This is a genomic window from Streptomyces yatensis, from assembly GCF_018069625.1.
GTDB classification, from domain to species: Bacteria; Actinomycetota; Actinomycetes; order Streptomycetales; family Streptomycetaceae; genus Streptomyces; species Streptomyces yatensis.
The window spans coordinates 1,595,514-1,621,090 of record NZ_CP072941.1 but is presented as its reverse complement, the minus strand read 5'-3'; the positions used below and the strand labels follow the sequence as shown (position 1 = coordinate 1,621,090).

Here is a 25,577-nt window from a genome sequence, read left to right as displayed (position 1 = left end):
GACAGTGGATCGACGGCTTCGTGGGGGGCTACTCGCCCCCGACGACCGTGACCTCGACCCCCTGGGCCCGCAGCGCCCGGATTTCGTGGGGGTCGGCGCCGTCGTCGGTCACCAGCGTCCAGCCGGGCGGCAGCCGCACCCAGGTGTGGAACGGGCGGCGGCCGATCTTCGCGGAGTGCGCGAGGACGTACACCGCGTCCGCCCGGCGGGCCATCAGCTCCTTGAGCCGGGTCTGGCTCAGATCCGCCTCGCAGATGCCGTGTTCGGCCGTCACCCCGTCGGCGCCCAGGAACACCCGGTCGAAGGTCATGCGCTCCAGGGCCGACTCGGCGAGTGGGCCCAGGAAGCTCTGGCTCAGCGTCCGGAGCGTCCCGCCGAGGCATTCCACCCGTACGGTGTCCACATCGGCGAGCTCCTGCAGCGCGGTGAGCCCGGTCGTGGCCACCGTGAGCCCTTCGGCGGTGCGCAGCTCATGGGCGAGCGCGCCGACGGTCGAACCGGCGTCGAGCAGCACCGTCTCCCCGGTGCGGATCGTCGACGCCGCCCAGCGCGCGATGGCCCGCTTGGCCTCGAACGCCTCGCCGGTGCGCTGGCGCAGCGACGCCTCCGGGTGGGCGACCAGGGCCATCGCCCCGCCGTACGTCCGCGCCAGCCGCCCGTCGGCGGTGAGCTGGGCGAGGTCGCGGCGGATGGTGGAGGCGGTCACACCGAAGGTGCGGGACAGCTCCTCCACGCTGGCCAGACCCGTGGTCGTGGCGAGGTGGACGATCTGGTCGCGCCGGGCCCGCGCTCCGTTCACCGGCATCTCTCTCGCGTCTCTCGCGTTCCTCAACGTGGGCTGGGCCTCGCGTTTCCTCGACTGGGGCTGGGCGTCGGCGACAGGGGCCGGATGTCAGCGGGTGGGGGACGGAGCCATCTCGGCGGCCTGCCGCAGCGCCTCGATCATGCTACCGGCGTCGGCCGTGCCCGTTCCGGCTATGTCGAAGGCGGTGCCGTGGTCGACGGAGGTGCGGATGACGGGCAGACCGACGGTCAGATTGACCCCGGCCTCCAGGCCCAGCACCTTGACCGGGCCGTGCCCCTGGTCGTGGTACATCGCCACGATCAGGTCGTAGTCACCGCGCCCCGCCAGGAAGAAGGCGGTGTCGGCGGGGAGCGGGCCGCGGGCGTCGATGCCGTCGGCGCGCAGCACCTCCAGCGCGGGCACGATCTTCTCCTCTTCCTCGCCGTAGCCGAACAGCCCGTTCTCCCCGGCGTGCGGATTGATCCCGCACACCCCGATCACCGGTTCGGGGGTCCCGGCGCGGACCATCGCCTCATGGCCACGGCGCACGGTGCGCTCGACCAGACCCGGCTCGATCTTCCGCACCGCGTCGATGAGGCCGATGTGGGTGGTGACGTGGATGACCTTCACCGTGGGGGTGGCCAGCATCATCGACACCTCCTCGACCCCGGTGAGCTGGGCCAGCAGTTCGGTGTGGCCGGGGAAGACATGGCCGCCCGCGTGCAGCGCCTCCTTGTTGAGCGGCGCGGTGCAGATGCCCTGCACCTCACCGTTCATGGCGAGTTCGGCGGCGGTCCGTACGTAGTGGTAGGCCGCGTCCCCGGCCACCGGGGAGAGCCTGCCCCAGGGCAGCTCGGCGGGGAGCAGCCCGAGGTCGACGACGTTGATCCGGCCCGGGGTGAACGCCGCGTCGGCGGGCGCGGCCACGGCGACGATCTCGCACGCGAGATCGCGCAGCCGCGCGGCCTGCCGCAGCCGCTCCGCGTCCCCGATGACCACCGGACGGCAGCGCCGCAGGGTGTCCGGGTCCAGCAGCGCGGGGACGATCACCTCGGGTCCGATGCCGGCGCCGTCGCCCATGGTGACCGCGATGAGCGGAAGCGGGGCGGGATCGGCGTCCGCACCGGCGGCCCCGGTGGGGGCGAGGTTGGTGGAGGGGTTCATGGGGTGGCCTTCCGTTCCATCGGGTGGGGGCGCAGCGCCTGGACGATCTGGCGCAGGGAGTCGGGGTCGCCGAAGCTGCCCGGTCGAGTCACGACGGACCGCCCGTCGGGAGTGGAGAGATGAACGGCCCCGTGGTGCACCTGTCCGACCGGATCGAGCTCGGTCACCGCCAGGGCATCCAGCACTCGGCGCGCCGTCTCGCCGCCGGTCAGCACGAGGTCGACGGCGCCGCGGTGCGCGGCGACGGCGTCGCGGATGGTGCGGGCGAGGCCGAGCACCAGCCGTCGGGCGGACACGGGCCGGGGCCGCAGGCCGGCCCCGTCGGCAGGATCTTCGGCCGGGCTGGCGTCTGGGTCTGTGCTCGGGCTTGCGTCCGGGTCTTCGGTCGGGCCGGCGTCCGTGGTTGTGCTCGGGCTTGCGTCTGGGTCTTCAGTCGGGCCGGCGTCCGTGGTTGTGCTCGGGCTTGCGCCCGGGCCTGTGCGGTCGGTCGCGCCGCGGGACGGTGACGGTGTGGCGGGCTGGGGCCCGGGTGCTGGGCTGGGTGGCGGGACGGGCACGTCGGCAGGCGCGACGGCCGCGTGCTCCGCACGGGGAGACGGAATGGGCACCGCGCCCGTTGCCGACGCGATGGCTTCGGCCGCCGCGCTGTGCGTCGGCGCCGGGCCGGGGGCTACCGGCGAGGAACTGGGCGGGGCGGCGAGAGAGACGACCGTGACCGGGGCGGTCAGCGGGGGCAGCCGCAGCGGGGAACCGTCCGACAGCAGCCCCGCGAGCGGGAGTCGGTGGTGCGTGGCCCCGTCCTCGACCAGACGCCGGATCTGTTCGGCGGCCGCGGGCTCGGCCGTGCCGACGACGACCAGTACCGGTCGCCCGGTGTCCGCCGAGGGCGCTGCGGCTCCGGCCGCCGAGGCGGCGTCACCCGCTGGTGCGGTGGCGGGGCCAGTCGGGGGCGAAGTGGCGGGGTCGGCAGCCGGAGCCGCTGTGGTGGAGCCGGCCGGGGTTGCGGCGGTGTCGGCGCCCGGAGTCGCTGTGGTGGCGGGGGCGGCTCCGGCGTTCGCTGAGGGGAGCGCCGTTCCGGGGGCCGACGCGGCTACCCCCGCCGGTCTGGTGCTGGCCGGTGCGTTGGCGGCGGCCGGAGCCGTCATGGGGTCGTCGTCGGCCGGGCCCGTGGTGGCGGGGCCAGTCGGGGTCGGGTTGACGGTGTCAGCGACCGGAGCGGCTTTGGGGTTGGTGGGGTTCGTGCTGGCGGGGCCCGTCGGGGTCGGACTGGCCGTTTCGGCGGCGGGAGCTGTGGCGGTGGTGGTGGCAGCCGGCACCGTGGCGGTCGGGCCCCCGCAGGGGTCGGTGGCGGCCGGAGCCGCGGTGGGGTTGGTAGCGGCGCCCGTGGTGGCGGGGCCGGTCGGGGTCGGACTGGCCGTTTCGGCGGCGGGAGTTGTGGCGGTGGTGGTGGCAGCCGGCACCGTGGCGGTCGGGCCCCCGCAGGGGTCGGTGGCGGCCGGAGCCGCGGTGGGGTTGATAGCGGCGCCCGTGGTGGCGGGGCCGGTCGGGGTCGGACTGGCCGTTTCGGCGGCGGGAGTTGTGGCGGTGGTGGTGGCAGCCGGCACCGTGGCGGTCGGGCCCCCGCAGAGGTCGGTGGTGGCCGGTGCCGCGGTGGGGTTGGTGGCGGCGGGGCCCGTGGTGGCGGGGCCAGTCGGGGTCGCACTGGCCGTGGCGGCGGTGGTGGCAGCCGGGACCGTGAGGGTCGGGGTGCCGGTGGGGTCGGGGGCGGCCGGATCCGTGGTGGCGGAGGCGGCCGCGCCCGTGGCGGCCACCGCCGTCGACGCCGCCGTGGCCTGGGCGGTAGCCGGAGCCGTCGTGGCGGGAAGAGCCGTTGTCAGGTGGCGGCCGAGGGCCACGGCCAGGCCTCCTGAGCCGACCAGTCGTATCCGGGGGCCCTCGGCGAGCGATGCCTCGACGACCGCGTCGAGATCGGCGTCCGTCTCCGCGTCGCAGATCGCCACCCGCCCGGCCGCCACGGCCGCGCGCAGCGCGGCCAGCAGCGCAGGCGGGGACGCCCGTACCGTCGTCAGCGGGATCAGCGCGGTCGGCAGGCCGCCGAGTGCCTGGGCCACCGAAGCGGGTGGGGGCGCGGTTTCGGCGCGCCACGCCTCGCCCTCGTGGAGCGCCACCCCGCCGATGTGGACCACCCCCGAGCGCACCACGCGCCCGGCGATCGGCAGTGCGGGGGCGAGCACCACGCCCGCCCCGCCCTCGGCGAGGGCGGCGATCTCGGCGGCGACATTGCCCCGCAGCAGCGAGTCGATCTTCTTCAGTACGAGGGTTTCCCCGCCGGTTTCCCCGCCCGTGCCCCGGCCCGTGTCCCCGCCCGTGCCCCGGCCCGTGTCCCCGTCCGGCAAGGACATCCGCAGCGCGTCGCGAACCGCCTCGGCCGCCTCGGCGGCCGGTCGGTAGCGGGAGTCGAGGTCCAGGACGGTCGCCTCGCCGGGATGGAGCACACTCCCGCTCACCGCGTCGGGCACGGGCCTCCTCTCGGGCCGCCCCACCAGCACAACCCGACTGCGTGTTGTGCGCGAGCAAAGCGCGGCTGCCACCTCCGCGGCGCCCGACAGGTCATCCGCGATGGCCAACAGCCTCCGGTTGGGTGTCATGTCCACCGGCACCTCCTCGAACGACCGTGACGGACGGAGCGATCCGATGGCGTGGACATCGTCTCCGTGGTGCCGATGATGGCATACGTTGCGCGAAGTGCGCGAGGAGTATTGCGTAAAGCGCGCAGCCATGTCACGGTGACCGCCGCGACACTTTGACCCGTACGGCCGTCATCCGGGCGCCACACGGGTCGAGCGATCCGGTCGCTCGCCTCAGGAACGCCGAGAGGTCAACGATGACCCGTATCCCCTTCGGCCCGGCCCTCAGCCGCCGGTCCGTGCTGCGCCTCGGAGCAGGCGCCTCAGCAGGTATCGCCCTCGCCCCGCTGACCGGGTGCGCGGGCCCCACCGGTGCCCCCGGGCCCGGCGCCATCAGCCTCGGGCTGAACCGCTCGCTGGTCAGCCTGGACAACAAGCTGAACCAGTTCGACGCGGCGGTCACGGTGCAGCGCGCGGTGCGCCAGGCGCTGACCCGGATCGGCAAGGGGCTCCGGCCCGAGCTGGTGCTCGCCGACCGCTTCGCGATGACCGGGCCCACCACCTGGACGGTGCGGCTGCGCCAAGGAGCCCGCTACTCCGACGGAACTCCGGTCACCGTCAAGGACGTCTCGACCGCGCTCAGGATGTACGCGGGCGTCAACGGCTCGTTCATCGTCGGCCTCTTCCCCGAGATGCCCACCGTCGAGCCGGTCGACGAGCGCACCTTCCGTCTCCACACCAAGCGCCCGGTGCCCATCCTCGACCAGTTGATGGCCAACATCCTGATCAGCCCGGCCGCGCGGAACCGGGCCGAGGAGCTGTCCGGCGGGGTGGGCTCCGGCCCGTACGTGGTCAGCTCGGCCAACTCCGGCACCGGTGAGTACACCCTGGACGCCAACCCCCGGTACTGGGGGCGGCGCCCCACCGTGGACCGGGTCCGGGTGCGCTTCGTCCCCGAGGAGTCCAGCCGGGTGGTCGCCGTGCGCAGCGGTGAGCTGGATGTCATCGACACCATCACCCCCGACTCCGCCGAGCAGCTCAAGGGGCTGCCGGGGGTGCGTCTGGACCGCACCTCGGGCACCCGCGTCAACCAGCTGTTCTTCAACTTCCGCAAACCGCGCGGACATCCGCTGGCCGACGCCCGGGTGCGCGAGGCGCTCAGCTACGCCATCGACGGCCAGGCCCTGGTGCGCGATGTGCTCACCGGCTCCGCCCAGCAGGCCGAGGGCGTCATCCCGCTCGCCCTCAAGGGCTCGGTGCGCACCGGCCGTTACGTCCATGACCCCGGCCAGGCCCGCAGGCGCCTCGCCGCGCTGGGCGCGAGCGATCTCAAGGTGAAGATCATCTGGGAGTCCGGCGAGTTCCCCGCGGACACGTCCGTGATGGAGGCCGTGCTGGAGATGCTGCGCGCGGTCGGCGTCCGCGCCACCCTCCAGCAGTTCGAACCGGGCGGCGACATCCAGCAGTGGCGGCAGGGCCGCCGGGGCGACTGGGACGTCCTCGGCAACGGCTTCTCCGTCCCCACCGGCCACGCCTCCACCAGCCTCCAGGGCATGTACGGCGGCACCGCGGAGAAGGAGCGGACCCGGGACACCTACCAGGGCTATGTCTTCCCGAAGATCGCCGCCCGGCTGGCCGACGCCTCCGCCGAAACGGACGAGAAGACGCGGAACACCAAGCTCGCCGCCGTCCAGCGGCAGATCTGGGACACCCGCCCCTGCCTGTGGGCCTTCGTCCCCGATGTGGTGCTGGCCCGCCGCACCCGGGTGCGCGATGTGCGCCTGCTGCAGCTCAACTCCTACGACCTCGCCGCCGTGCGTCTGGAGGGCTGAGCCGTGACGCGCTATCCGATACGCCGCCTGGGCCAGAGCGTCCTGACCGTCTTCCTGACCCTCTCCACCGTCTTCGTCCTGGTCCGCATGGCCCCCGGCGACCCCGCCGCGGCCCTGGCCGGGCCCAACCCCTCCAGCGCCGACCTCGCCCGGATCCGGGAGCAGTTCGGCCTCGACCGCGGACTGCTCAGCCAGTACGGGCTCTTTCTGCGCGATCTGTTCACCGGCGACCTCGGCACCAGCTACTCCTTCCACGCGCCCGCCCTGGACGTGGTGCTCGACCGGGTGCCCTACACCATCACCCTCTCCCTCTCCGCGATCGCCCTCACCGCGCTGGTGGCCGTGCCGCTCGGCGTATGGATGGCCCGCCGTGCCGACACCAAGCGTGAGCTGGGCGCCAATGTGCTGACCATCGCCGGGCAGTCCATGCCGGACTTCTGGATCGGCGTGATGCTGCTGACCCTCTTCGCCGTGGCCGTCCCGGTGCTGCCCGCCTCCGGCTTCACCACCTGGGGCGGACTCGTCCTGCCCACCGTCACCGTGGCGATCCTCCAGATGGCGCTGATCTCCCGGCTGGTCCGCCGCGAGATGGTCGCGGCCCTCGCCGCGCCGTACGTCACCGTCGCCCGCTCCCGCGGGGTTTCGAACCGCGTACTGACCTGGCGCTACGCCATGGGCAACTCCGCCATCCCGGTGCTCACCGCGCTCGGCACCCGCTTCGCCGCCATGCTCAACGGCGTCGTGGTGGTCGAGGTGGTCTTCGGCTGGCCCGGTGTCGGCTCGCTGGTCGTCCGCGCCCTGGAGACCCGCGACTATCCGCTGATCCAGGCGACCGTCCTGGTCACCGCCGCCCTGGCGGTCCTCGTCCAACTCCTCATCGACCTGGCCTACCCGCTGCTCGATCCGCGGGTACGCCTGGGAAAGGCGGCCTGAGATGAAAGGCGCCCTCGAAACCCCCGCCGAACCCCCGGCCCCCGCCGAACCCCCGGCCCCCGCGAAGTCCGGCCCCGCGCCCCGGCCCAGCGCCGTCACCGCCAGGGACCTGGCGCGCGCCACCGCCACCCGGCGCCGCCGCAGCGCGAGCCTGAAACTGTGGGCGGGCGCGGTGTGCACCCTGCTGGTGGTGGTTCCCGTCGCCCTCGCCCAGGTGCTGCCGCTGCCCGGCGCGGGCGACCAGGACCTCTCCCGGCGCCGGCTGGCCCCGCTGACCGACGGCCATCTCCTCGGCACCGACCAGCTCGGCCGCGATGTGCTCTCGCGGGTGCTGCACGGCGGCCAGGTCTCGCTGTCGATCGGTGTGCTCGCCGTCGTCGTCTCCGGCCTCATCGGCATCGTCGCGGGCGCCGCCGCCGGGTACTACGGCCGCTGGGTGGACGCCGTCGTCTCCCGCCTGCTGGAGGCCCAGATGTCGCTGCCGCTGCTGATGATGCTGCTGCTCGTGGTGGCCCTCTTCGGCCCCTCCGTCACCGTCATCACCTGCGTCATCGCGATCGCCCAGTGGCCCGAGGTGGCCCGGCTGACCCGGTCCCTGGTGCTGGTCGAGCGGGAGAAGCCGTATGTGGCCGCCGCCCAGGTGCTGGGGCTGCCCCGGATCGCCATCCTGGCCCGCCACATCATCCCCAACATCGTCCGCCAGGCCTCGCTCGTGGTCCTGCTGCTGCTCGCCCAGGCGGTGCTGCTGGAGAGCGCGCTGAGCTACCTCGGCGCGGGCCCCCAGCGGCCGTTCGCCACCTGGGGCCGGATCATCTCCGACGGCCAGGACTACATCACCACCTCCTGGTGGCTGGTGACCCTGCCCGGCCTCGTCATCGTGCTGCTGGTGGTCGGGGTCAATCTGCTGGGCGACGGACTGCGCGACCGTACCCGCCGACGTGCGACGGAGGGCTCCCGATGAGCGAAACCCGCGACACCGACGGCGCCAACGGCGCCCGCGACACCGACGGCACCGACGCCGCCCGCGACACGAATGGCGTCGACGGCGCCCGCGACACCCGCGACACCGATGGCGCCCGCGACACCGATGGCGCCCGCGACGCCAATGGCGCCCGCGACGCCAACGGCGCCCGCGACGCCAACGGCACTGACGGCGCCCGCGGCATCCGCGGCGCCCGCGATACCAACGGCCTCCGCGACATCGACGGCGCCAGCGGCTCCCGCGACATCGACGGCGCCGACGCTGCCCGCGACACTGACGGCGCCCGCGGCACCGACGGCACTGACGGCGCCCGCGGCATCCGCGGCGCCCGCGATACCAACGGCCCCCGCGACACCGACGGCGCCAGCGGCTCCCGCGACGCCAACGACACCGACGCCGCCCGCGACACCGACGGCACTGACGGCGCCCGCGGCATCCGCGGCCCTCGCGACACCAACGGCCCCCGCGATACGGACGGCCCCCGCGACACCGACGGCGCCGACGGCACCCGCGAGACCAACGACACCAACGGCACCGACGGCCCCCGCGGCACCGACGCCGCCCGCGACACGAACGGCGCCGACGGCGCCCGCGACACCCGCGGCGCCCCCGACACCAACGGCACCCCCGACCCCCGCGACACCCGCGCCCCGGACCCCCTGGTGGAGGTCGAGGACCTGCAGATCGAGCTGATCACCGACCGCGGGGTGGTGCGCGCGGTCGACGGGGTCGGCTTCACCATCGGCCCCGGCGAGACGGTGACGATCATCGGCGAGTCCGGCTCCGGCAAGTCCACCACCGCGATGGGCCTGCTGCGGCTGCTGCCCGACGGGCTCGCCGTCCTCTCCGGGACGGCCCGGATCTTCGGCGCCGACGTCATCGCCGACCCCAAGGCGGCCGGGCGGATCCGCGGCCGCGGGGTGTCCCTGGTCCCGCAGGACCCGATGACCGCGCTCAGTCCGGTGCACACCATCGGCCGCCAGCTGGGCGAGGCGCTCCGGCTGCGCCACCCGGGCATGACCCGCGCCGACGCCCGCGCCAAGGGCGTCGAACTGCTCGGCCGGGTACGGATCCCCCACCCCGAGACCCGCTGGGGCGCCTACCCCCACCAGTTCTCCGGCGGCATGCTGCAGCGCGTCCTCATCGCCATCGCGCTGGCCGCCGAGCCCCGGCTGCTGGTGGCCGACGAGCCGACCTCCGCGCTCGACGTCACCGTCCAGGCAGGCGTCCTCGACCTGCTGATGGAGCTCCAGGAGCGCACCGGCATCGGCATCCTGATGATCACCCACGATCTGGGCGTGGCCCGGTTGGTCTCCGACCGCATCCACGTCATGCGCGGCGGCCGCTTCGTGGAGTCGGGGCCGGTCGAACAGATCGTGGACCACCCCCGCGAGCGGTACACCCGCGATCTGCTCGCCGCCGTGCCCACCCTGGGCCCCTGGCACGAGACCCCAGCCCCAGCAGGCGCCACCGCCCCAGCAGGCGCCACCGCCCCAGCAGGCGCCACCGCCCCAGCAGGCGCCACCGCCCCAGCAGGCGCCACCGCAGCCGCCACCGCCACCGCCACCGAGGAGGCGCTGTGACCACACCCCTGCTGGCCGTCGAGGACCTGGTGGTCGAATACCCGGTCCCCGGCGGTGTCTTCCGCGCGGTGGACGGCGTCAGCTTCTGCGTCCCGCCCGGTGGGGCGCTCGGCGTCGTCGGCGAATCCGGCTGCGGCAAGTCCACCGTCGCCCGCTCCCTCGTCCGCCTGCTGCGCCCCACCCAGGGTCGGATCCTCCTCGACGGAACCGATATCGCGGGCCTGCCCGAGCGGCGGCTGCGCCCGCTGCGCAAGCGAGTGCAGATGGTCTTCCAGGATCCGTACGGCTCGCTGGACCCGCATCTGACGGCCGAGGAGATCGTGGCCGAGCCGCTGAGGCTCAACGGCATGCGCTCACGGGCCGAACGCGCCCGCCGCGCCGCCGTCCTCATCGACCAGGTGGGGCTGGACTCCGGCGCGCTCCAGCGGCGCCCGGCCGAGTTCTCCGGCGGTCAGCGCCAGCGGATCGGCATCGCGCGCGCCCTGGCCGCCGGCCCCGAACTGCTGGTGTGCGACGAGGCCACCTCCGCGCTGGACGTCTCCGTACAGGCCCAGGTGCTCCAGCTGCTGCGGGAACTCCAGGCCGAGCAGGGGCTCGCCTACATCGTCATCTCCCACAACCTCGGAGTGGTCCGCGAGATCAGCTCCGAGGTGGTGGTGATGCGCGCCGGGAGGATCATCGAGTCCGGGCCGACCGGCACGGTGCTCTCCGCGCCCGCCGACCCGTACACCAGGGCGCTGCGACGGGCGGCGCTCGACCCGACGACCATGCGGGGACGCAAACCGCGCGCCCTCGTATCCGCGATCGCGACCGACCAGGAACCAGGAGCAACGCAGTGAACGCGCATCCGCAGCCCCACACCACCACCCAGGCGTCGCCCGGTGGGGTCGCCCTGCCGGGGATCCCGGTGCCGCTCTCGCGGCTGGTGCTGGGCACCATGACCTTCGGCGACACGGTGGACCGCGCGGGCGCCGCCGCGATGCTGGACACCGCGCTGGACGCCGGGGTGACCGGGGTGGACACCGCCAACGCCTACGCGGGCGGCGCCACCGAGACGATCCTGGCCGAGCTGCTCCCCGGCCGGCGCGACCGGATCGTGCTCGCCACCAAGGCCGGCATGCCGCACCCCGACGCCGGCGAGAACTCACCGCTGTCCGCGCGCGGGATGCGCGCGGCCCTCGAAGGCAGCCTGCGCCGCCTGGGCACCGACCATGTCGACCTGTTCTATCTGCACCAGCCCGACCGCTCCACGCCGCTGGAGGAGACGCTGGGCACGGTCGCCGAGTTCGTGGCCGAGGGCAAGATCCGGGCGCTCGGCGTCTCCAACTACGCCGCCTGGCAGATCGCCGAGATCACCCACACCGCCGAACGGGTCGGCGCGCCGCGCCCGGTGGTGGCCCAGCAGCTCTACAACCTGTTGGCGCGGCGTATTGAGGAGGAATACGTGGAATACGCGGCGTACGCCGCCACCAGCGGACTGCGCACCATGGTCTACAACCCGCTCGGCGGCGGGCTGCTGACGGGCCGTCACACCTTCGAGGAGCAGCCGGAGTCGGGCCGTTTCGGCGACTCCCGGGTGGCCGCCATGTACCGGCAGCGCTACTGGGACGCCGGGCTCTTCGAGGCCGTACGGACCCTGTCCGGGATCGCCGAGGAGGCGGGCATCCCGCTCGTCGACCTCTCGCTGCGCTGGCTGCTCGGCCGGGACGGGGTGGACGCGCTGCTGCTCGGCGGCTCCCGCGTGGAACACCTCCGCGCCAATCTGGCCGCCGCGTCCGCGGGCCCTCTTCCGGCGGATGTGACGGCGGCGTGCGACGAGGTGGGCGCGCGGCTGCGTGGCCCGATGCCCGCGTACAACCGGTAGGCCGGTGGTTTTCCCCCACCCCGCCCCTTCCCGAACCAAGGGGCTCCGCCCCTGGACCCCGAACGCCCTTCGGGCGAGTCCTTCCGGACCGGGGTTCCGGAGGGGCATCGGGCCGCGCGGCCCGGTCGGTCGGTGCCTTGCGGCCCCGACCGCGGACATCCCCGTAACCCCGCAACCACGAGGAGCCCGGCGCCCATGACCGCCGACCATGACACCGCGATGCCGCCGACGGACGGCCGGCTCCGGCCGCGCCCGGGCGACCCGGCGCGCCAGGAGGCGTTCCTGCCGGCGCCCGCCGTCCAGAACCACGCCGCCAATCTCACCGTGCTGCCGGGCGGGGACCTCGGCTGTGTGTGGTTCGGCGGCACCCAGGAGGGCGTACCGGACATCTCCGTGTGGTTCTCCCGGCTCGCCCCCGGGTCCGGCACCTGGACCGAGCCGGTCCGGCTCTCCGGCGACGACACCCGCTCGGAGCAGAACCCGCTGCTGTTCCCCACCCCGGCCGGGGAGCTGTGGCTGCTCTACACCGCCCAGCGGGCTGGCGACCAGGACACGGCGGAGGTCCGGCTGCGGGTGTCCGCCGACGCGGGCGCCACCTGGGGCGCGCCGCGCACCCTCTTCCCGGCCACCGAGGCGGGCGGGGTGTTCATCCGTCAGCCGGTGGCCGTCCTGGACTCCGGGCGATGGCTGCTGCCGGTGTTCCACTGCGTGGCCACCCCCGGGGTCAAGTGGGTCGGCGACCACGACACCAGCGCGGTGATGATCAGCGACGACCAGGGGCGGACCTGGCGCGAGCGGCCCGTGCCCGGCTCGACCGGCTGTGTGCACATGAACGTCCACCAACTGCCGGACACCACCGTGCTGGCCCTCTTCCGCAGCCGCTGGGCGGACGCGGTCCACCGCGCGCACAGCACCGACGGCGGGGAGACCTGGAGTGAGCCGGTCCGCACCGAACTGCCCAACAACAACTCCTCCGTGCAGTACGTCCCGCTCGCCGACGGACGGCTCGCACTGGTCTACAACCACAGCAGCCGGGCCGATGCCACGGCCCGCCGCGTCTCCCTCTACGACGAGATCGACGACGAGGGACGGACCGGAGAGCCCCCCGCCCCGGCCGCCTCGCGGGACGACGCGGCACCCGGTGCCTTCTGGGGCGCGCCGCGCGCACCGATGACCCTCGCGCTCTCCTCCGACAACGGCCTGACCTGGCCCGTACGGCGCGATCTGGACACCGGCGACGGCCACTGCCTGACCAACAACTCACGCGACCGGCTCAACCGCGAGCTGTCCTACCCCACCATCCGACAGGGCGATGACGGCACGCTGCACATCGCGTACACCTACCACCGCCGGGCCATCAAGTACGTCCGGGTCACACCGGATTGGGCGGCCGATGTCTGAGCCCCGGCACGCCGTGGTCACCGGTGTCAGCTCCGGCATCGGCGCCGCGATCGCCACCCGGCTGCTGGAGGAGGGGTGGCGGATCACCGGGATCAGCCGTACGGCCCCGGCGCGCCCGGTCGCGGGGCTGCACTGGATCCCGGCCGATCTGTCCCGGCCGGAGGAGCTCCCCGAGGTGCTCGGCCCGGTGTCCGGGGTGGACGCGATCGTGCACGCGGCGGGCGTTCAGCGCTCGGCGTGGCTGGGGGAGCTGGCGCCCGAGGACGGGTCGCTCATGTGGCGGATCCATGTGCAGGCGGCGGGCGTCCTGGTCGACACGCTGGTGGACCGGGTGGCGGACGGCGGCCGGGTGGTGCTGGTGGGCAGCCGCACGATGACGGGCGTGCCGGGCAAGAGCCAGTACGCCGCCACCAAGGCCGCGCTGCCCGCCCTGGCCCGGTCCTGGGCCGCCGAGCTGGCGCCCCGGGCGGTCACGGTCAACGTGGTGGCGCCCGGGCCCACGGACACCCCCATGCTGCGCGATCCGGGCCGCGCCGGCACCCCGCCGGTGCTGCCACCGCTGGGCCGGCTGGTCCGTCCCGAGGAGGTGGCGGGGCTGACGTCGTTCCTGCTGGGCCCGGAGGGCGGCGCGGTCACCGGGCAGACGCTGGTGATGTGCGCGGGCGCCTCACTCTGACGGGGGCGGGGTGTCCGGGCGGGCGAGCGCCAGCAGCCTCGCGGTGTCCCCGGGCCGGGCCTGGAGCGAGGGCAGCAGCAGGGTCCACAGATCGGCCAGATGGTCCTCGACCAGCCGCCGCCCGTCGAGGGCCTCGGAGACGGTGTGCAGCCCGAAGAAGGCGAAGACGACGGTCCGGGCGGCGGGCAGCGGATCGACATGCGGGGCCAGATCGCCCTCGGCCCGGGCCTTCTCCATCATCTGCCCCACGGCGTCCATCCACCCCACGAAGGGCGGTGGCATGGGCGCTTCGATCAGGGTGCGCTCGGTCCACAGCCGGGCCCCGGCGCGGACCACGAGGTCATCGCGGAAGGCGCGGGCCACCGCGAAGCTGAGGCGCACCAGTTGCTCCAGGGGCGGCGCGTCGAGGGCGGTGTAGCGCTCGATCAGCGGGGGCCAGGTGGCGAAGTGTTCCTCCACCACGGCGAGGGCGAGCCTTTCCTTGCTCGTGTAATGGAAATAGATGGCGCCGCTGGTGTGACCGGACCGGGCGGTGATGTCGCTGATGCTCGTGCCGGCGTATCCCCGTTCGTCGAAAAGGAACGCGGCGGCCTCCAGAAGGGATCGGCGTGTTTGCTCGGCCCGTTCTTGCACGTGTTCGCCGTCCTTCAGCAGCCCGTCGGATGTGACGGGGAGAACTTAGCGGACTTTCGGCCGGTCATGGTGATGAGGCGAGACAGGTCAAACATTATTAGTATTTTAAGGTGATCGTTCGTGAGGCTCATGGCCTTTCGGAGCCGTCCGGTCCCACCGGGCGGCCGCTCAGCTGGTCCCGCACCGTGGCGCGGGAGGCGGTGCACCGGGTCTCGGTGGCCGAGGTGCTGCTCACCGACGTGCGTACGCACGGTGACAACCGCTTCGAGGCCGCCGCCCAGTGGCCGCGGTCCCATCCCACCTTCCCGCACGGCGGAGACGGCCGCCACCATCCGCTGATGATCGCGGAAACCCTGCGCGAGCTGGGGATCTACATCCCCACGCGGTACTACGCGGTGCCCGCGGGGGCGCACTTCCTGATCCGGGACATCTCCTACCGGCTGGACCCCGAGACCGAACCCCGGGCCCCGTACGGCGCCTCCGACATCACCTGCCGGGCCGCCGTCACCGACATCCGCACCACCCCCTGCGGACGCTTCGTCTCCGGGATGCGGCTGGACGTCGTGCTGTCGGCGGGCGGCAAGCTCTTCGCCTGGGCCGGGGGCACCGCGCGCTTCCTCGACGGCACGGCCTACGCGGAGACCCGATCCGCCTTCCACGGGCACACCGCACGCCGCAGGCTGCGCGCCGCGGTGCGGCCCTCACCTGCGCAACTGGCCGTTCCCGCGGCCCGGGACGTGCTGGTGGTACAGGACGGGGGAGTGGTCTACCTCGACCCCGCCGACCCCCGGCATCCGTTCTTCTTCGACCACTGGAGCGACCATGTGCCGGGCCTGGTGCTGCTGGAGGGCGCCCGTCAGGCGGCGGCGCTGGCCACCGGCGGAACGCTGACCCGGCCCGTCGCCTGCCGCATGAAGGCGATCCGCTTCACCGAGTCGTTTCCGCCGGCCGTGGTCGAGTGCACCTCCCACGGCCGGACATGCGTCTTCCGGCTGCGCCAGGCCGAAATCTGCACGGCGGTCGGCGTGCTCCAGTACCTCTGAGCGACGAACACGCTGTGCGACGAACTCATGGGCGACGAACGGTCTGAACGACGAACAAACCGCCGACACTGAGTGACCCCTTGCTTACTGCGGGTCATCTAACTAACGTAGTGATCGTTATGTTTCGGGCAGGCGAAGCACACGGCCTGTACGACAGCAGCGGTCGGCGCACGGCGCCACTTCCGAGCCGCCAGGACATTTCCACTGAGCGGTTCCCCGCACGTACAGGCACTTCCTGCGCCGATTCCTCCACCTCCCATGGAACGGCAGACAGATGACAGCCGAAAAGTTTCTCGGATGGACCCCAGCCGCCATCGTCTTCGACTGCGACGGCACCCTGATGGATTCCGAACGACACTGGGTGGAGGCGCGCGAAGTGGTCCTCAGAAACCACGGAACCGCCCCCGACGAGGAGTTCGCGCAAAGCACGAAGGGGCTCCACTACACCGAATGCGGCCGCATGCTGGCCGAATTCGCCGGCCGCCCCGAACTCGCGGACGAGATGACCGAACAACTCCTCGACGCCTTCCGCCGGCTGGTGGCCGAGGACCCGGTCACCATGCCGGGAGCGCCCCAACTGGTGGCGAAGGCGGCGACGTTCGCCCCGCTGGCCGTGGCCAGCAACTGCCCGCGCGACGTGGTCGAGGACGGGCTCGCCAAGGCCGGGCTGCTGCGGTACTTCGGCCATGTGCTGGTCCCCGAGGGTCCGGTGCGGCCCAAGCCGTATCCCGACGTCTATCTGGAGGCCGCCCGGCTGTGCGGCGCGGCCCCCGAGGACGCCCTCGCGGTGGAGGACTCCCACTGCGGGTTTCTGTCCGCCTCGCGCGCCGGACTGAGGGTGCTCGGCGTCGGGCCGCGGAAGCCGGTGGACGAGCCCCCGCCGGTGGATGTGTGGGTCTCCACCCTGGCCGACCCGGAGTTGGTCAAGTGGGCGGACTCCCGGGCGGCCTGAGCGGCTGACCCACGCCCACCGCCTGGTCGGCGGGTGCCGCGCGTCACTTCTTCCCGTCGTGGCCCGTATGGCTCGCCGAGCCGTCCATGCCCTCCATGCCGTCCATCCCGTCCCCGTGCTTCATCCCGTCATGGGACGCGCCGTGGGACATCCCCTTCTCGAGGGAACCGCCGAGCTTCTCGCGCAGGGGCTCCAGTGAGCTCATGGACAGGCCGGTGACCGACCAGCGCTTGCCGACCAGGTACATGCCCCCGTAGTCCTTCGACGTCGTCAGCCAGTCGTGCTGGCCCTTGTCGGTGGCGAAAGTGACCATCGTGAACCGCTTCCCGCCGGACCCGCAGGCGCCCTGGCGCAGTTCGTCCGCCTCGGTGATGACCGTGGCCTTGCAGCCGATGGCGTCCGCGATCTTCGTCAGCGGCGCCGGCTTGCCGGGCTCGGCGAACTCCTTGGTGGCGGGGGAGACCTTCTTCTGCTCGTGCTTGGCGCCGTGTGCCTGATCGCCTCCACCACAGCCGGCCAGGAACAGCAGGGCCGCGCCGACCGCGGTGGCACGCAGTGCGAGTGACACATCAACCTCCCGTGGAAAATCCGGCGGGGCGGCCCGGGCCGGACGGCCTCGGGCCACCCGCCGCGGTGGACCGTACGTGATGGAGTCTGTCCTACTGGCCCGCCTTCTTGCCCTTGTCGGTGACCGCGAACCAGGTGCCCTTCACGCCCTGTCCGTTGATGTCACCGGGCTTCTTGTCCCCGGTGAAGGTGTACAGCAGCCAGCAGTCGAACGCCGCCTGCTTGGTGCCGTCGGGGCGCTTGAAGGAGGTGACCTTCGCGGCGTCGAGCCCGGCGACCTTCGTGGTGTCCACGGCCTTGACGGGCTTCCAGGTGTCCAGGCAGGCACCGAGGCAGCCGGTCTTCATCGGCCAGGCGCTGTCCTTGTTGAACCGGTAGACGGTCATGCCCTTGCCGTCCACGATGATCTTGCCGAGCTCGGCGTTGTTGTTGACCATCAGCTGGAGGCTGTCGTCCGCGGCCGCGGTCTTGCCGGCCGGCTTTCCGTCGGGCGCCAGCGCGTTCCAGGTGCCGCCCACGCCCTGGCCCTTGGTGTCACCCGGCTTGGCGTCGCCCGCGAAGCGGTAGACCGGCCAGCCCGCCAGCGTCAGCTGCTTGGTGCCGTCGGAGCGGGTGACCGAGCCCAGCTTGCTCGACTCGATACCGGTGGTGGCCGCGGCGTCGTCAGCGGGCACCGCGGGCCACTTGGTGGCGCAGTCGTCGTTGCAGTTGGACTTGGCGGGCTTGGGGGTGTCCTCGTCGAACCGGTAGAGGGTCCAGCCCTTGCTGTCGGTGACGAACTTGCCCAGCTTGGCGTCCTCCTTGACCGCCAGCTGCTTGGCCGGACCGGTGCGCTCGGCCTCGCCGCCCGCGGCGGCACCGGTGTCGCCGCCCGCCTCGTAGCCGCCGGTCGCGCCGGCCACCGCGCCCGCGCCCGCCGACGCGGAGGCCCCCGCACCCACGGTCTGACTGCCGCCCGCCGGCTGCACATTGGCGCTGCCCGCGGAGTTGTCCTTGCTGCTGCCGCAAGCCGCCGTCAGCAGAACCATCGCTACCGACACCCCGGCGAACGCGATGTGACGCTTCTCCATGACCATCCCTCTGCAATCTCGATCGGTCCGGCGGTGATTGCGCCGACGTCATGTCCATACGGAGCCCGCGCGGACCGGCGCTCAGCGGCTTCCGAATTTGTCACCTGACGCAAAAAACGCCGGATCCCTGAGCGCACAGCAGTCGACGGCCGTTGCGCACGGCCGTCGTGGTGTCGGATGGTGCGGTGGATCACCCTGCGGTCTACTCCTCGATACGCAGCGCCAGGGCGGGGCAGCGGCGTACCGCGCGGACCGCCTGGGCCCGCAGCTGCCGGGGCACATCCATCTTGGCCGAGGCCGGATAGCCGTCGATCCCGAGCGTCAGCACCTCGGGCGGCAGGATGTCCGCGCACAGCCCGTGGCCCTGGCACAGCGACCAGTCCACCAGGAGCTTTTCCATCGGCCCCCGCTGGGGGCGCTCGTCGCGCGCCCCGGGGTTCAGCGGGGCGGGCGGCAGGGCCGGCCGCAGCCCGTCCTCCGGCAGCGGCAGCACGCCCATCGTGGGCCGTCCGCAGCCGGCGCCGAGCGCATGCGCCTCGAACTCCTCGGGGAACGCGTCCAGCGCGGTGGTCACGAAACCGGCGGTGCCGTCGGGATGGCTGCAGGCCCCGCGCCCCCGCACCGAGTTGACGTAGGCGCGCACATTGTCGATCGAGGCCTGACCGCCGCCGCGCTCCACCTGGCCGATGGCGTCCGCGAGCGCCGGCAGCCCGATGAAGCAGGGCCCGCACTGACCGGCCGTCTCGGCGGCCAGCCAGCGCGCCACCCGCGCGGTCTCGCCGAGCGGGCAGGTGTTCTCCGGGATGGGCAGCACCGCCCCGGCGCCCAGCCGGGCGCCGTGCTTCTTCATGGACTCCCGGGAGATCGTGGCGGCGTTGATGCTCCGGGGGTCCAGCCACTTGCCGTGGTAGCCGCCCACCAGCACCGCCTGGCCCGGGGTCAGACCGCACAGCTCCAGGACGTACGTCAGCGGCACCCCGGTGGGCGTCTCCATCACGTACTTCCCGCCGACCGTCAGCAGCGTGGTGCCCGGTTCGGTGGGCAGCCCCACCGAGCGGTACGGCAGCGCGCCCATCCGCGCCGCCACCGCGAGCTGGGCGAAGGTCTCGGTGTTGGACAGCAGGGTGGGCAGTCCGCTGAGCCCGCTGTCGCTGGTCCGGATCTTCCGGCCGTTGGGGATGGCCGGGGCGCCGCTGATGCCGTTGATGACCGCGCCGCCCTCACCGGCGACGAACCGGTCCGGGGTGCGGTTCACGCTCACCGGGACCCCGCTGGGGCCGCGTTCGGCGATCGCGGCGGCCACGGACTCCTCGACATCCGTACGGTGCACCGCGATGGCGACCTCCTCGGCACCGAGCGCCTCGGCGGCCAGCACGGCGCCGTCGATCACCAGATGCGGGGTGTGCAGCAGCAGCGCGGTGTCCTTGAGGCAGCTGGGCTCGCCCTCGCTGCCGTTGACCACCACGGTGCAACGGCCCTCGCGCCGGCCGGCCGACTCCACGACGGCCTGGACCTTGGTGGCGAAGGGGAATCCGGCGCCGCCGCGCCCGCGCAGATCGATGTTCTCGGCGAGCGCCACGAGTTCATCGGCCCTAAGGGCGGGCATGGTGCCGTGAACGGTCAGATGGCCGACCCGGTCGAGCCGGTACACCTCGTCGAGCCCGGCCAGCAGCCGGGGCGGATCGACACAGGCGAGCCTGGGTTTGGTCGTGATCACCGGTCCCACCCGCGAGAGGCACCGAGCGGCTGACTGTCACGCGAGCCGGGTTCGGCCGAACGGGGGCGCGGCACGGTGGGACCGGCCCGCCGGGTCCGGCCCTCCTGCATGCTGCGGGCGGGAGGGTTCCTGACCTCGATGCCGTCCGCCCGGTCGACGTCCTGGCGCCGCCGCGCGACCAGCCGCAGCCACAGCGCGATGGCCACACCGGCCAGGGCGGCGATGTAGCCGTAGGTGGCCCAGGTCTTGGCGGCGCGTCCCGCCTTCAGACCGTGGATCAGCGCGGCGCACCACGCCGGATAGGCGCCCACATGCAGCGCCCGCCACCAGCGGTACCGCCAGCGGGAGTTGCCGGCCGAGGCGAACGAGCTGCGCACCGCGCCGGTCACCGCGGCGATGACGAAGAGATAGCCGGCGATGGTGCCGAGCCCGATCAGCACCGGCTGATTTGCGTCAGCGAACGGCAGCACGATGGACGCGGCGTTGGTGTGGCTCTCCGCGATCTTGACCCAGATGTGAACGGCCAGGAAGAGCAGGCCGGCGACCGCGGCCGCCCGGTGGACGGCCTGGGCCATCAGCCGCTGCCTGGTGTGCAGGATCAGCTGGTCGGTCGCGGCGAGCCCCCACAGCACCGCCGACGTCAGACAGACCAGCGCGAGCACACCCGCGCCGAAGTCGAGGAACACGAAGGTCTTGGCGAACGCGCCGGCGTCCCAGGCCACGTACAGGGACAGCGCGATGGAGCCGAGAATGGCGTAGAGCCGGATGTGGCGTGGCCATCCCATCCCGGATGGATCACGCTGCTGAGTCCGGCGAGCGGCCCGTCGTCCGCCTCGAGCCCGGCGTCCCCCGTGACGCCCCTGCGAGGAGGGGAGCGGCGTTTGGGACATGGACATTGGAGCCTCCCGATCGCGCGGATTCGCGCGGGTGACGAGATACGTCAAAGTCGTCTTGGGGGCAGCAGCTTCTCGGAAGTACACGTGATCTCCATAAGATTTGTCGTAACGTGACAACTTCTAGTGGACGGACCCTGCCCGCGCCGTCCCCGGCTGATCCACTGTCGTTTCATTGGCAAAGAACCGGCAAAGTGACGGGACCGGGAGGGGGCGGGGTCCTCTATGACGTAGCGGAGGACCCTCGACTCCCTGACCGGTACTGGACGAACCGGTGACGGAGGCAACCTCCACGGACCTGGCCGACCCCCCAACGGCCAGGTCTCCCCCCGGCAAGAACGAGGTAATGATGGGCGAACTCGTGAACCGCATCTGGTCCCGCCCCCGTGGTGAGTGGACCCGAGTGCTGCGCAATGAACTCCCGTCCCTGGCCGACGAGGTGGTTGAGAACCTTCGGCACAGAATTCCGGGATTCGCCGAACTTCTGGAGGACTCTGAGCGAGACAAGGTCCGAGGGGGAGTCGAGCAGGCTCTCCTGACGGCACTCGGCCACCGCAAGGCGGTCGAGGACGGCGCGGGCGAGCAGGCCGCGACCCCCGCCTCCGGTGAGGAGGCGCTGGCCGAGGTGCCGCCCGAGCGGGCCCGGCGCGATCTGTTCGAGGCCCTCATCGGTGAAGTGGCGGTCTCCGAGCGCACCCTGATGGAGCTCTCCCGGGCGGCCCGGTGGCCGCTTCCCGAGACGGTGCAGGCCATCGCCCTGCCCACGCCGGGCGAGGCGCCGCAGTTGGCCACCGTGCTGGGAGACACCCTCATCGGCGCGGTCGGCGACGAGCTGTGCCTGCTGATCCCCGACCCGGACGCGGACCCGGGCCCCACGGTGGAGACCGCCGCCACCGCCGCCACCCCGGAAGGCGACCGGGAGCCGGAGCGCGAGGCGCCCGCCGAGCCCGGCACCCGGGCGGCGCTGGAGACCGCGCTGCGCGGCCGCACCGCGGCCGTGGGCCATGTGGTGCCGCTCAACGACGCGTCCTCGTCGGTGCGGTGGGCACGGCGCCTGCTGACCCTGGCGCCCGCCCGCCCCGGCCCCGAGGCCCGGGTGCTCTTCGTCGACGACCATCTGTCGATGCTGCTGCTCCTGCAGGACGAGTCGCTGGTCCGGGCGCTGGCCGCCCGGTGGCTCAAGCCGCTGGTCGGGCTGACCCCCCGGCAGAGCGAGCGGCTGCAGATGACGCTGCTGGCCTGGCTGGAGGGCGGTGGCGCGCCCGAGGCGGCCAAGGCCCTCAAGGTGCATCCGCAGACCGTGCGTTACCGGCTGCGCCAGATCGAAAAGCTCTTCGGGCCGGGCCTGCGGGACCCCCGAATACGCTTCGAGCTGGAGATGGCGCTGCGCGGCCGCAGGCTGATGGCGCAGATGGACCGGATCCGGCGCCAGGCGTCCCGGGTCGGCCGCCGGACCCGGGCCGGTGCGCCCCCCGGTGTCCGGCCGCTGGGCATCGCCAGGGAGGCGCGCGTCAACGGACTCTGACCCGCAGCAGGCGAACCGCCGGCCGCGCTCACGCGGTCGGCGGTTTTCGCTCTCACGGGCCGGTCCGGCGCCCGCCGCTCGGACGACGCGGACCGCCGCGGGAAGGTCCTATCGCCGCGCCCCCGCCGGTGCCGCCGTACGCGGGGCCGTGCGCATCGCCGCGTTCAGACCGAGCAGTTCGCCGTAGGCGTGGGAGCAGAAGGCGCATCCGGCCAGATGGCGCGCGAGCGCCCGGCCACGCACCCCGCCCCGGCGCACCGAGGCGCCGATCAGGCCGCTGTAGTGCCGGCACCGGTCGTCGCGCGCCGACTCCAGATGGGCCCGCAGATACGACTCCCGCAGCCCCTCCCGGGCCCGGAAGGCCAGCGACGTCACCCCGCTGGGGGAGATGCCCAGGACCACGGCCACCCGGTGCGGGGACTCCTCCTCGACGAGGGTCAGCCACAGCACGGTCTGCCAGCGCTCGGGAAGCCCCCGGAAGCTGCGGATGAGCAACCGGCGGTCCTCCCGGGCCACCAGATACTGCTGGGGATCGGCCGTGGGCGCGTACTGCCGCCAGGACTCGAAGTCTGCGGTCAGCAGCACCCGGCGCTCCCCGGCGCTCCACTCCGTCGCCGTATGGCGCACCACCGTGAGCAGATACGGCCGCCAGGGACCCCGGGGCCCGCCCCCGGCGCGCACGGCCTCGAAGGTGCGGAAGAACGCCTCGGAGGCCAGGTCCTCGGCGTCATGCGGGTCACGGCAGCAGGTCAGGGCGTAGCGCAGGGTCGCCGCGTGGTGGCGGCGGTAGAGCAGGTCGCCCGCCGCCGGGCTGCTGCTGCCCGACCGGTAACCCTCCGCCAATTGCCGGGTGAGCTCGTGGTCCGAGAGGGGGCGGACCGGGCGGTCGGTATGCTCCCGGCCCTGGAACCCCTCGGTGTCCGGATGTCCCGCCGCCGGAGGATCGGTGGCCGCGTCGTCGTCCGCGGCCTCGTGTAAGTGCGCGGTGGCAGCGCGACGCGCGCCGGCCGAACGGCCGACGCGCGCCTGGTGATCGTGTTCCATCAGCCGCACTGCTTGCCGCTGTTGATGCAGTCCACCGCCTCGTTCATCAGGTCCTCCGACATCACGTTGATGAAGTCGTCGTGGTCGGTGATGGGCTTGTGCAACTGCTCGGGGAAGCCGTCCACGGCGAACGGGGTGTTGGCCGGCACATCGTAGGTGATCGTGTTCACCAGCTGCGGGATGGCCTGGAAGCCGTTGGGGCAGGAGCCGTCCTCGTTCGCGAAGGCCACGTGGTCACGGTGGTTGGCGCTGTCGATGTTCTTGCCGTCCCAGCAGCTCTGGAAGTCGAAGGTCCGGGTGACGGAGCTGCCCTCGGGGCAGAGCGGGTACTTGTCGGTCAGCTGCCGGTCCTCGAAGCCGGTGCAGCTCCAGGAGGCGTTGGCGTTGGCGTCGCCGTTGGTGAACGCCTTGGCGTCACCGGTGATGATGCGCAGGAACTTCGGCATCGCGGTGACCTTGCTCTGCGCGTTGCCCTTGAACTCGATCTTGGAGCTGGTGGGGGTCAGGATCGTGCCGACGTTGCCCTCCTGGCCACCGCCGAGCTCATTGGCGTCCGCCTCGTCCTTGCCGTCCTGGGCGCGGACCACCGGCCAGTAGTAGGTCGACTTGTCGTCCTGGTTCTCGCAGGAGGTGCCGCCCTGCTCGAAGGTCTGGTTGTTGGCGAAGGCGTCGTTGCTGTCGTTGCCCACGTAGTCGTGGGTGTGGTGAGCGCCGTTGCCGACACCGGGCGCGACGATCACGTTGTCGCTGTTGCGCAGTTTGGGGTCGCCGACGCCGCACTCGGTGGTGAAGGTGCCGCTGGAGCCGTTCTGCTGGGCCTGCGGCGGCTGCTGGACGTTCGGCTGCACCTTGGTGATGTCGACGAAGTCGTCCTGCGAGGGACCGTTGCCCGCCTGGCCGCCCGCGTTGCCGGGCACCTCGTTGGCGCCCTCGCCGCCCTGGTCGCCGCCGCCTTGCTGGTCGCCGCCCTGCTGGTCGCCGCCGCCCTGCTGACCACTCTGCTGGTCGCCTTGCTGGTCGCCTTGCTGGTCGCCGCCTTGCTGCTGACCACCCTGCTGCTGACCGCCCTGGGTGGCGATCTCCTGCCACTTGCAGTCGTTCATCCCCTGCAGCTGGGAGTTGTCGCCGCCCATGGCAGAACCGATGTTGTCCATCGTCCGGGAGCGCTCGTCGTTGAGCTTGGAGAGCACCGCGTCGCTCGAACCCTGCTGCTGGTTCATCTGCTGGTAGGCCTTGGCCACCTGGTTGTCCAGCTCGGCCAGGTTCTTGTCGACCTCGGGCCTGGCCTTCTCCGGCACATCACTCAGCTTCTGCCCCACATCGGGGCACTGGATCGTCCCCGCCTTCGCGGCCACGGTGTGGTTCTGGCCGGAGTCGCCCTTGTCGCCGTGGGCGGACGCGTTGGCGGCGATGATCGCGGCCCCGCCGCCGCCGAGCGCCAGGGCGGCGACGATGGCGACGGTCTTATTGGTGAACCGCCCGCGTTTGTGGGTCTGTTGCCTCATAAGATCACTTCACTTAGTCGTTAGAGGGTGTCGAAGTCGACAAGCCCGGTGTCCTCGAGGACCGTGATGTGGTCGAGAACGATGGCATTGGCCCTGGTGGCCAGAGATCTGACCATGGAGTTGCGGCTCTCGGCGCGCACCTGCGCCACAAGGTTGAACACCTTGCCGTGAGCGGCGCGCAACCGGTTTGCGAACACCCGCTCGAACTGGGCGCTGCTGCCGGCGCTGGTCATCTCGTTCAGCCAGCCCTGTTGCTGCGCGTTGGGCTGGTTGGGCAGCTGGATCCCGAGTGCCCGGCCGACCTCCTCGGAGCGGCGGTCGAGTTCGGTGTGTCCCTCGATGAGATGCTCACCGGCGGTCTTCACCGCGTCCCGGCCGCCCCGCTCCTGGGCGAGGCGTCCGGCGGGGAGCTCCCACGTTCCGGCGAGCCTGACTTTGCGGACAAAGTCCCGGTCAGTGGCCGTGAGCGGCCCGTACTGGGTGCTGACCGTCCCACCGCCGTCGTCCGTGACGCCGTTGCGCGGCAGGGCCGCGCTGCTCTCGCCGAACAGCGACACCGGGATGAGGATCGCCGCCAGTGTGACGGCGAGTGCCCCAATGATGAGCCCGGTGCCGATGGTTCGGCTGGAGGCGATGGGTCTGGTGAGGTTTGCTGGTGGCACAGCGCCCTCCTTGGTTCGGAGTGACACCGGACGCTAGTACCTCGTGTGGCTCGGTCGTGGAGACCTCATCACCAGTGAATAAAGCCGGGACAGAGATCACTTCCGGCTGCTACCCTGCGC

General features: G+C 72.6%; 22 protein-coding genes. 11 read left to right on the top strand and 11 right to left on the bottom strand.

The features are described from left to right. Positions 1-28: 28 nt before the first annotated feature. From J8403_RS05930 to J8403_RS43480, 3 genes are all read right to left on the bottom strand, one after another. Positions 29-805 carry a DeoR/GlpR family DNA-binding transcription regulator gene (locus J8403_RS05930; RefSeq protein WP_211122213.1) on the bottom strand — a complete coding sequence of 259 codons (777 nt, stop codon included), beginning with the start codon at positions 803-805 and terminating at the stop codon, positions 29-31. 87 nt (positions 806-892) lie between these two features. Then, positions 893-1,948, bottom strand: coding sequence for a 4-hydroxythreonine-4-phosphate dehydrogenase PdxA (pdxA, locus tag J8403_RS05925; RefSeq protein WP_211122212.1), 1,056 nt, complete (start codon positions 1,946-1,948; stop codon positions 893-895). Beyond that, positions 1,945-4,596 carry a four-carbon acid sugar kinase family protein gene (locus tag J8403_RS43480; RefSeq protein ID WP_246585713.1) on the bottom strand — a complete coding sequence of 884 codons (2,652 nt, stop codon included), beginning with the start codon at positions 4,594-4,596 and terminating at the stop codon, positions 1,945-1,947. Before J8403_RS43480 ends, pdxA begins: the two co-directional genes overlap by 4 nt. 236 nt (positions 4,597-4,832) lie before the next feature. On the opposite strand from J8403_RS43480, the gene J8403_RS05910 reads away from it, so the two are divergent. From J8403_RS05910 to J8403_RS05875, 8 genes are all read left to right on the top strand, one after another. After that, the gene (locus J8403_RS05910) at positions 4,833-6,407 is read left to right on the top strand and encodes an ABC transporter substrate-binding protein (protein ID WP_211122211.1); all 1,575 of its coding nucleotides are present in this window, start codon (positions 4,833-4,835) and stop codon (positions 6,405-6,407) included. Positions 6,408-6,410: 3 nt separating this feature from the next. Beyond that, positions 6,411-7,340, top strand: a complete 930-nt coding sequence (locus J8403_RS05905) for an ABC transporter permease (RefSeq protein ID WP_211122210.1) — start codon at positions 6,411-6,413, stop codon at positions 7,338-7,340. 1 nt (position 7,341) lies between these two features. After that, the gene (locus J8403_RS05900; RefSeq protein ID WP_211122209.1) at positions 7,342-8,301 is read left to right on the top strand and encodes an ABC transporter permease; all 960 of its coding nucleotides are present in this window, start codon (positions 7,342-7,344) and stop codon (positions 8,299-8,301) included. Next, positions 8,298-9,905: an ATP-binding cassette domain-containing protein gene (locus J8403_RS43475; RefSeq protein WP_246585712.1), complete on the top strand. Its 1,608-nt coding sequence runs from the start codon at positions 8,298-8,300 to the stop codon at positions 9,903-9,905. Before J8403_RS05900 ends, J8403_RS43475 begins: the two co-directional genes overlap by 4 nt. Next, positions 9,902-10,744 (top strand): ATP-binding cassette domain-containing protein, encoded by an 843-nt coding sequence (locus tag J8403_RS05890; RefSeq protein WP_211122208.1) that lies wholly within the window; start codon positions 9,902-9,904, stop codon positions 10,742-10,744. The genes J8403_RS43475 and J8403_RS05890 overlap by 4 nt, the downstream gene beginning before the upstream one ends. Continuing rightward, the gene (locus J8403_RS05885) at positions 10,741-11,769 is read left to right on the top strand and encodes an aldo/keto reductase (RefSeq protein WP_211122207.1); all 1,029 of its coding nucleotides are present in this window, start codon (positions 10,741-10,743) and stop codon (positions 11,767-11,769) included. Before J8403_RS05890 ends, J8403_RS05885 begins: the two co-directional genes overlap by 4 nt. Positions 11,770-11,964: 195 nt before the next feature. Then, positions 11,965-13,170 carry a sialidase family protein gene (locus tag J8403_RS05880; RefSeq protein WP_211122206.1) on the top strand — a complete coding sequence of 402 codons (1,206 nt, stop codon included), beginning with the start codon at positions 11,965-11,967 and terminating at the stop codon, positions 13,168-13,170. Further along, a complete protein-coding gene (locus J8403_RS05875) occupies positions 13,163-13,846 on the top strand; it encodes an SDR family NAD(P)-dependent oxidoreductase (RefSeq protein WP_211122205.1) in 684 nt (227 codons plus the stop codon). The genes J8403_RS05880 and J8403_RS05875 overlap by 8 nt, the downstream gene beginning before the upstream one ends. Here the strand turns inward: J8403_RS05875 and J8403_RS05870 are convergent. Further along, positions 13,838-14,479: a ScbR family autoregulator-binding transcription factor gene (locus tag J8403_RS05870; protein ID WP_211122204.1), complete on the bottom strand. Its 642-nt coding sequence runs from the start codon at positions 14,477-14,479 to the stop codon at positions 13,838-13,840. The genes J8403_RS05875 and J8403_RS05870 overlap by 9 nt on opposite strands. A gap of 110 nt (positions 14,480-14,589) precedes the next feature. Between J8403_RS05870 and J8403_RS05865 the strand changes: the two genes are divergently transcribed. After that, positions 14,590-15,522, top strand: a complete 933-nt coding sequence (locus tag J8403_RS05865) for a ScbA/BarX family gamma-butyrolactone biosynthesis protein (protein ID WP_211122203.1) — start codon at positions 14,590-14,592, stop codon at positions 15,520-15,522. A 274-nt stretch (positions 15,523-15,796) separates the two neighbouring features. Then, complete coding sequence (locus J8403_RS05860) at positions 15,797-16,474, top strand: HAD family hydrolase (protein WP_211122202.1); 678 nt, start codon at positions 15,797-15,799, stop codon at positions 16,472-16,474. 43 nt (positions 16,475-16,517) lie between these two features. Here the strand turns inward: J8403_RS05860 and J8403_RS05855 are convergent, their stop codons facing one another. The 4 genes from J8403_RS05855 to J8403_RS05840 form a co-directional block, all read right to left on the bottom strand. Continuing rightward, positions 16,518-17,042, bottom strand: a complete 525-nt coding sequence (locus J8403_RS05855) for a hypothetical protein (protein ID WP_211122201.1) — start codon at positions 17,040-17,042, stop codon at positions 16,518-16,520. Positions 17,043-17,133: 91 nt separating this feature from the next. Beyond that, positions 17,134-18,111 (bottom strand): SCO0930 family lipoprotein, encoded by a 978-nt coding sequence (locus tag J8403_RS05850; RefSeq protein ID WP_137968676.1) that lies wholly within the window; start codon positions 18,109-18,111, stop codon positions 17,134-17,136. Between the two features lie 202 nt (positions 18,112-18,313). Beyond that, the gene (locus J8403_RS05845; protein ID WP_211122200.1) at positions 18,314-19,828 is read right to left on the bottom strand and encodes an NADH-quinone oxidoreductase subunit NuoF family protein; all 1,515 of its coding nucleotides are present in this window, start codon (positions 19,826-19,828) and stop codon (positions 18,314-18,316) included. After that, positions 19,825-20,613: a ferric reductase-like transmembrane domain-containing protein gene (locus J8403_RS05840; RefSeq protein WP_246585711.1), complete on the bottom strand. Its 789-nt coding sequence runs from the start codon at positions 20,611-20,613 to the stop codon at positions 19,825-19,827. Before J8403_RS05840 ends, J8403_RS05845 begins: the two co-directional genes overlap by 4 nt. Positions 20,614-21,067: 454 nt before the next feature. Here J8403_RS05840 and J8403_RS05835 point away from each other — a divergent pair, with 454 nt between their 5' ends. Beyond that, positions 21,068-22,246 (top strand): PucR family transcriptional regulator, encoded by a 1,179-nt coding sequence (locus J8403_RS05835; protein ID WP_425519883.1) that lies wholly within the window; start codon positions 21,068-21,070, stop codon positions 22,244-22,246. Between the two features lie 108 nt (positions 22,247-22,354). On the opposite strand, the gene J8403_RS05830 is transcribed toward J8403_RS05835, so the two are convergent. From J8403_RS05830 to J8403_RS05820, 3 genes are read right to left on the bottom strand one after another with little or no spacing between them, the layout of a single operon-like run. Next, positions 22,355-23,290: an RNA polymerase sigma factor gene (locus tag J8403_RS05830; protein ID WP_211122197.1), complete on the bottom strand. Its 936-nt coding sequence runs from the start codon at positions 23,288-23,290 to the stop codon at positions 22,355-22,357. Further along, positions 23,290-24,795 carry a DUF1996 domain-containing protein gene (locus tag J8403_RS05825; RefSeq protein WP_211122196.1) on the bottom strand — a complete coding sequence of 502 codons (1,506 nt, stop codon included), beginning with the start codon at positions 24,793-24,795 and terminating at the stop codon, positions 23,290-23,292. The genes J8403_RS05830 and J8403_RS05825 overlap by 1 nt, the downstream gene beginning before the upstream one ends. Before the next feature lie 20 nt (positions 24,796-24,815). Continuing rightward, complete coding sequence (locus J8403_RS05820; RefSeq protein ID WP_137968681.1) at positions 24,816-25,457, bottom strand: DUF4142 domain-containing protein; 642 nt, start codon at positions 25,455-25,457, stop codon at positions 24,816-24,818. Positions 25,458-25,577 lie beyond the last annotated feature (120 nt).

Excerpts from the sequence above, each read along its gene's own strand:
- J8403_RS05930 (WP_211122213.1), bottom strand. The coding sequence starts at position 805 with ATGCCGGTGAACGGAGCGCGGGCCCGGCGCGACCAGATCGTCCACCTC.
- pdxA (WP_211122212.1), bottom strand. The coding sequence starts at position 1,948 with ATGAACCCCTCCACCAACCTCGCCCCCACCGGGGCCGCCGGTGCGGAC.
- J8403_RS43480 (WP_246585713.1), bottom strand. The coding sequence starts at position 4,596 with ATGACACCCAACCGGAGGCTGTTGGCCATCGCGGATGACCTGTCGGGC.
- J8403_RS05910 (WP_211122211.1), top strand. The coding sequence starts at position 4,833 with ATGACCCGTATCCCCTTCGGCCCGGCCCTCAGCCGCCGGTCCGTGCTG.
- J8403_RS05900 (WP_211122209.1), top strand. The coding sequence starts at position 7,342 with ATGAAAGGCGCCCTCGAAACCCCCGCCGAACCCCCGGCCCCCGCCGAA.
- J8403_RS43475 (WP_246585712.1), top strand. The coding sequence starts at position 8,298 with ATGAGCGAAACCCGCGACACCGACGGCGCCAACGGCGCCCGCGACACC.
- J8403_RS05880 (WP_211122206.1), top strand. The coding sequence starts at position 11,965 with ATGACCGCCGACCATGACACCGCGATGCCGCCGACGGACGGCCGGCTC.
- J8403_RS05875 (WP_211122205.1), top strand. The coding sequence starts at position 13,163 with ATGTCTGAGCCCCGGCACGCCGTGGTCACCGGTGTCAGCTCCGGCATC.
- J8403_RS05860 (WP_211122202.1), top strand. The coding sequence starts at position 15,797 with ATGACAGCCGAAAAGTTTCTCGGATGGACCCCAGCCGCCATCGTCTTC.
- J8403_RS05850 (WP_137968676.1), bottom strand. The coding sequence starts at position 18,111 with ATGGAGAAGCGTCACATCGCGTTCGCCGGGGTGTCGGTAGCGATGGTT.
- J8403_RS05840 (WP_246585711.1), bottom strand. The coding sequence starts at position 20,613 with ATGGGATGGCCACGCCACATCCGGCTCTACGCCATTCTCGGCTCCATC.
- J8403_RS05835 (WP_425519883.1), top strand. The coding sequence starts at position 21,068 with ATGATGGGCGAACTCGTGAACCGCATCTGGTCCCGCCCCCGTGGTGAG.
- J8403_RS05830 (WP_211122197.1), bottom strand. The coding sequence starts at position 23,290 with ATGGAACACGATCACCAGGCGCGCGTCGGCCGTTCGGCCGGCGCGCGT.
- J8403_RS05825 (WP_211122196.1), bottom strand. The coding sequence starts at position 24,795 with ATGAGGCAACAGACCCACAAACGCGGGCGGTTCACCAATAAGACCGTC.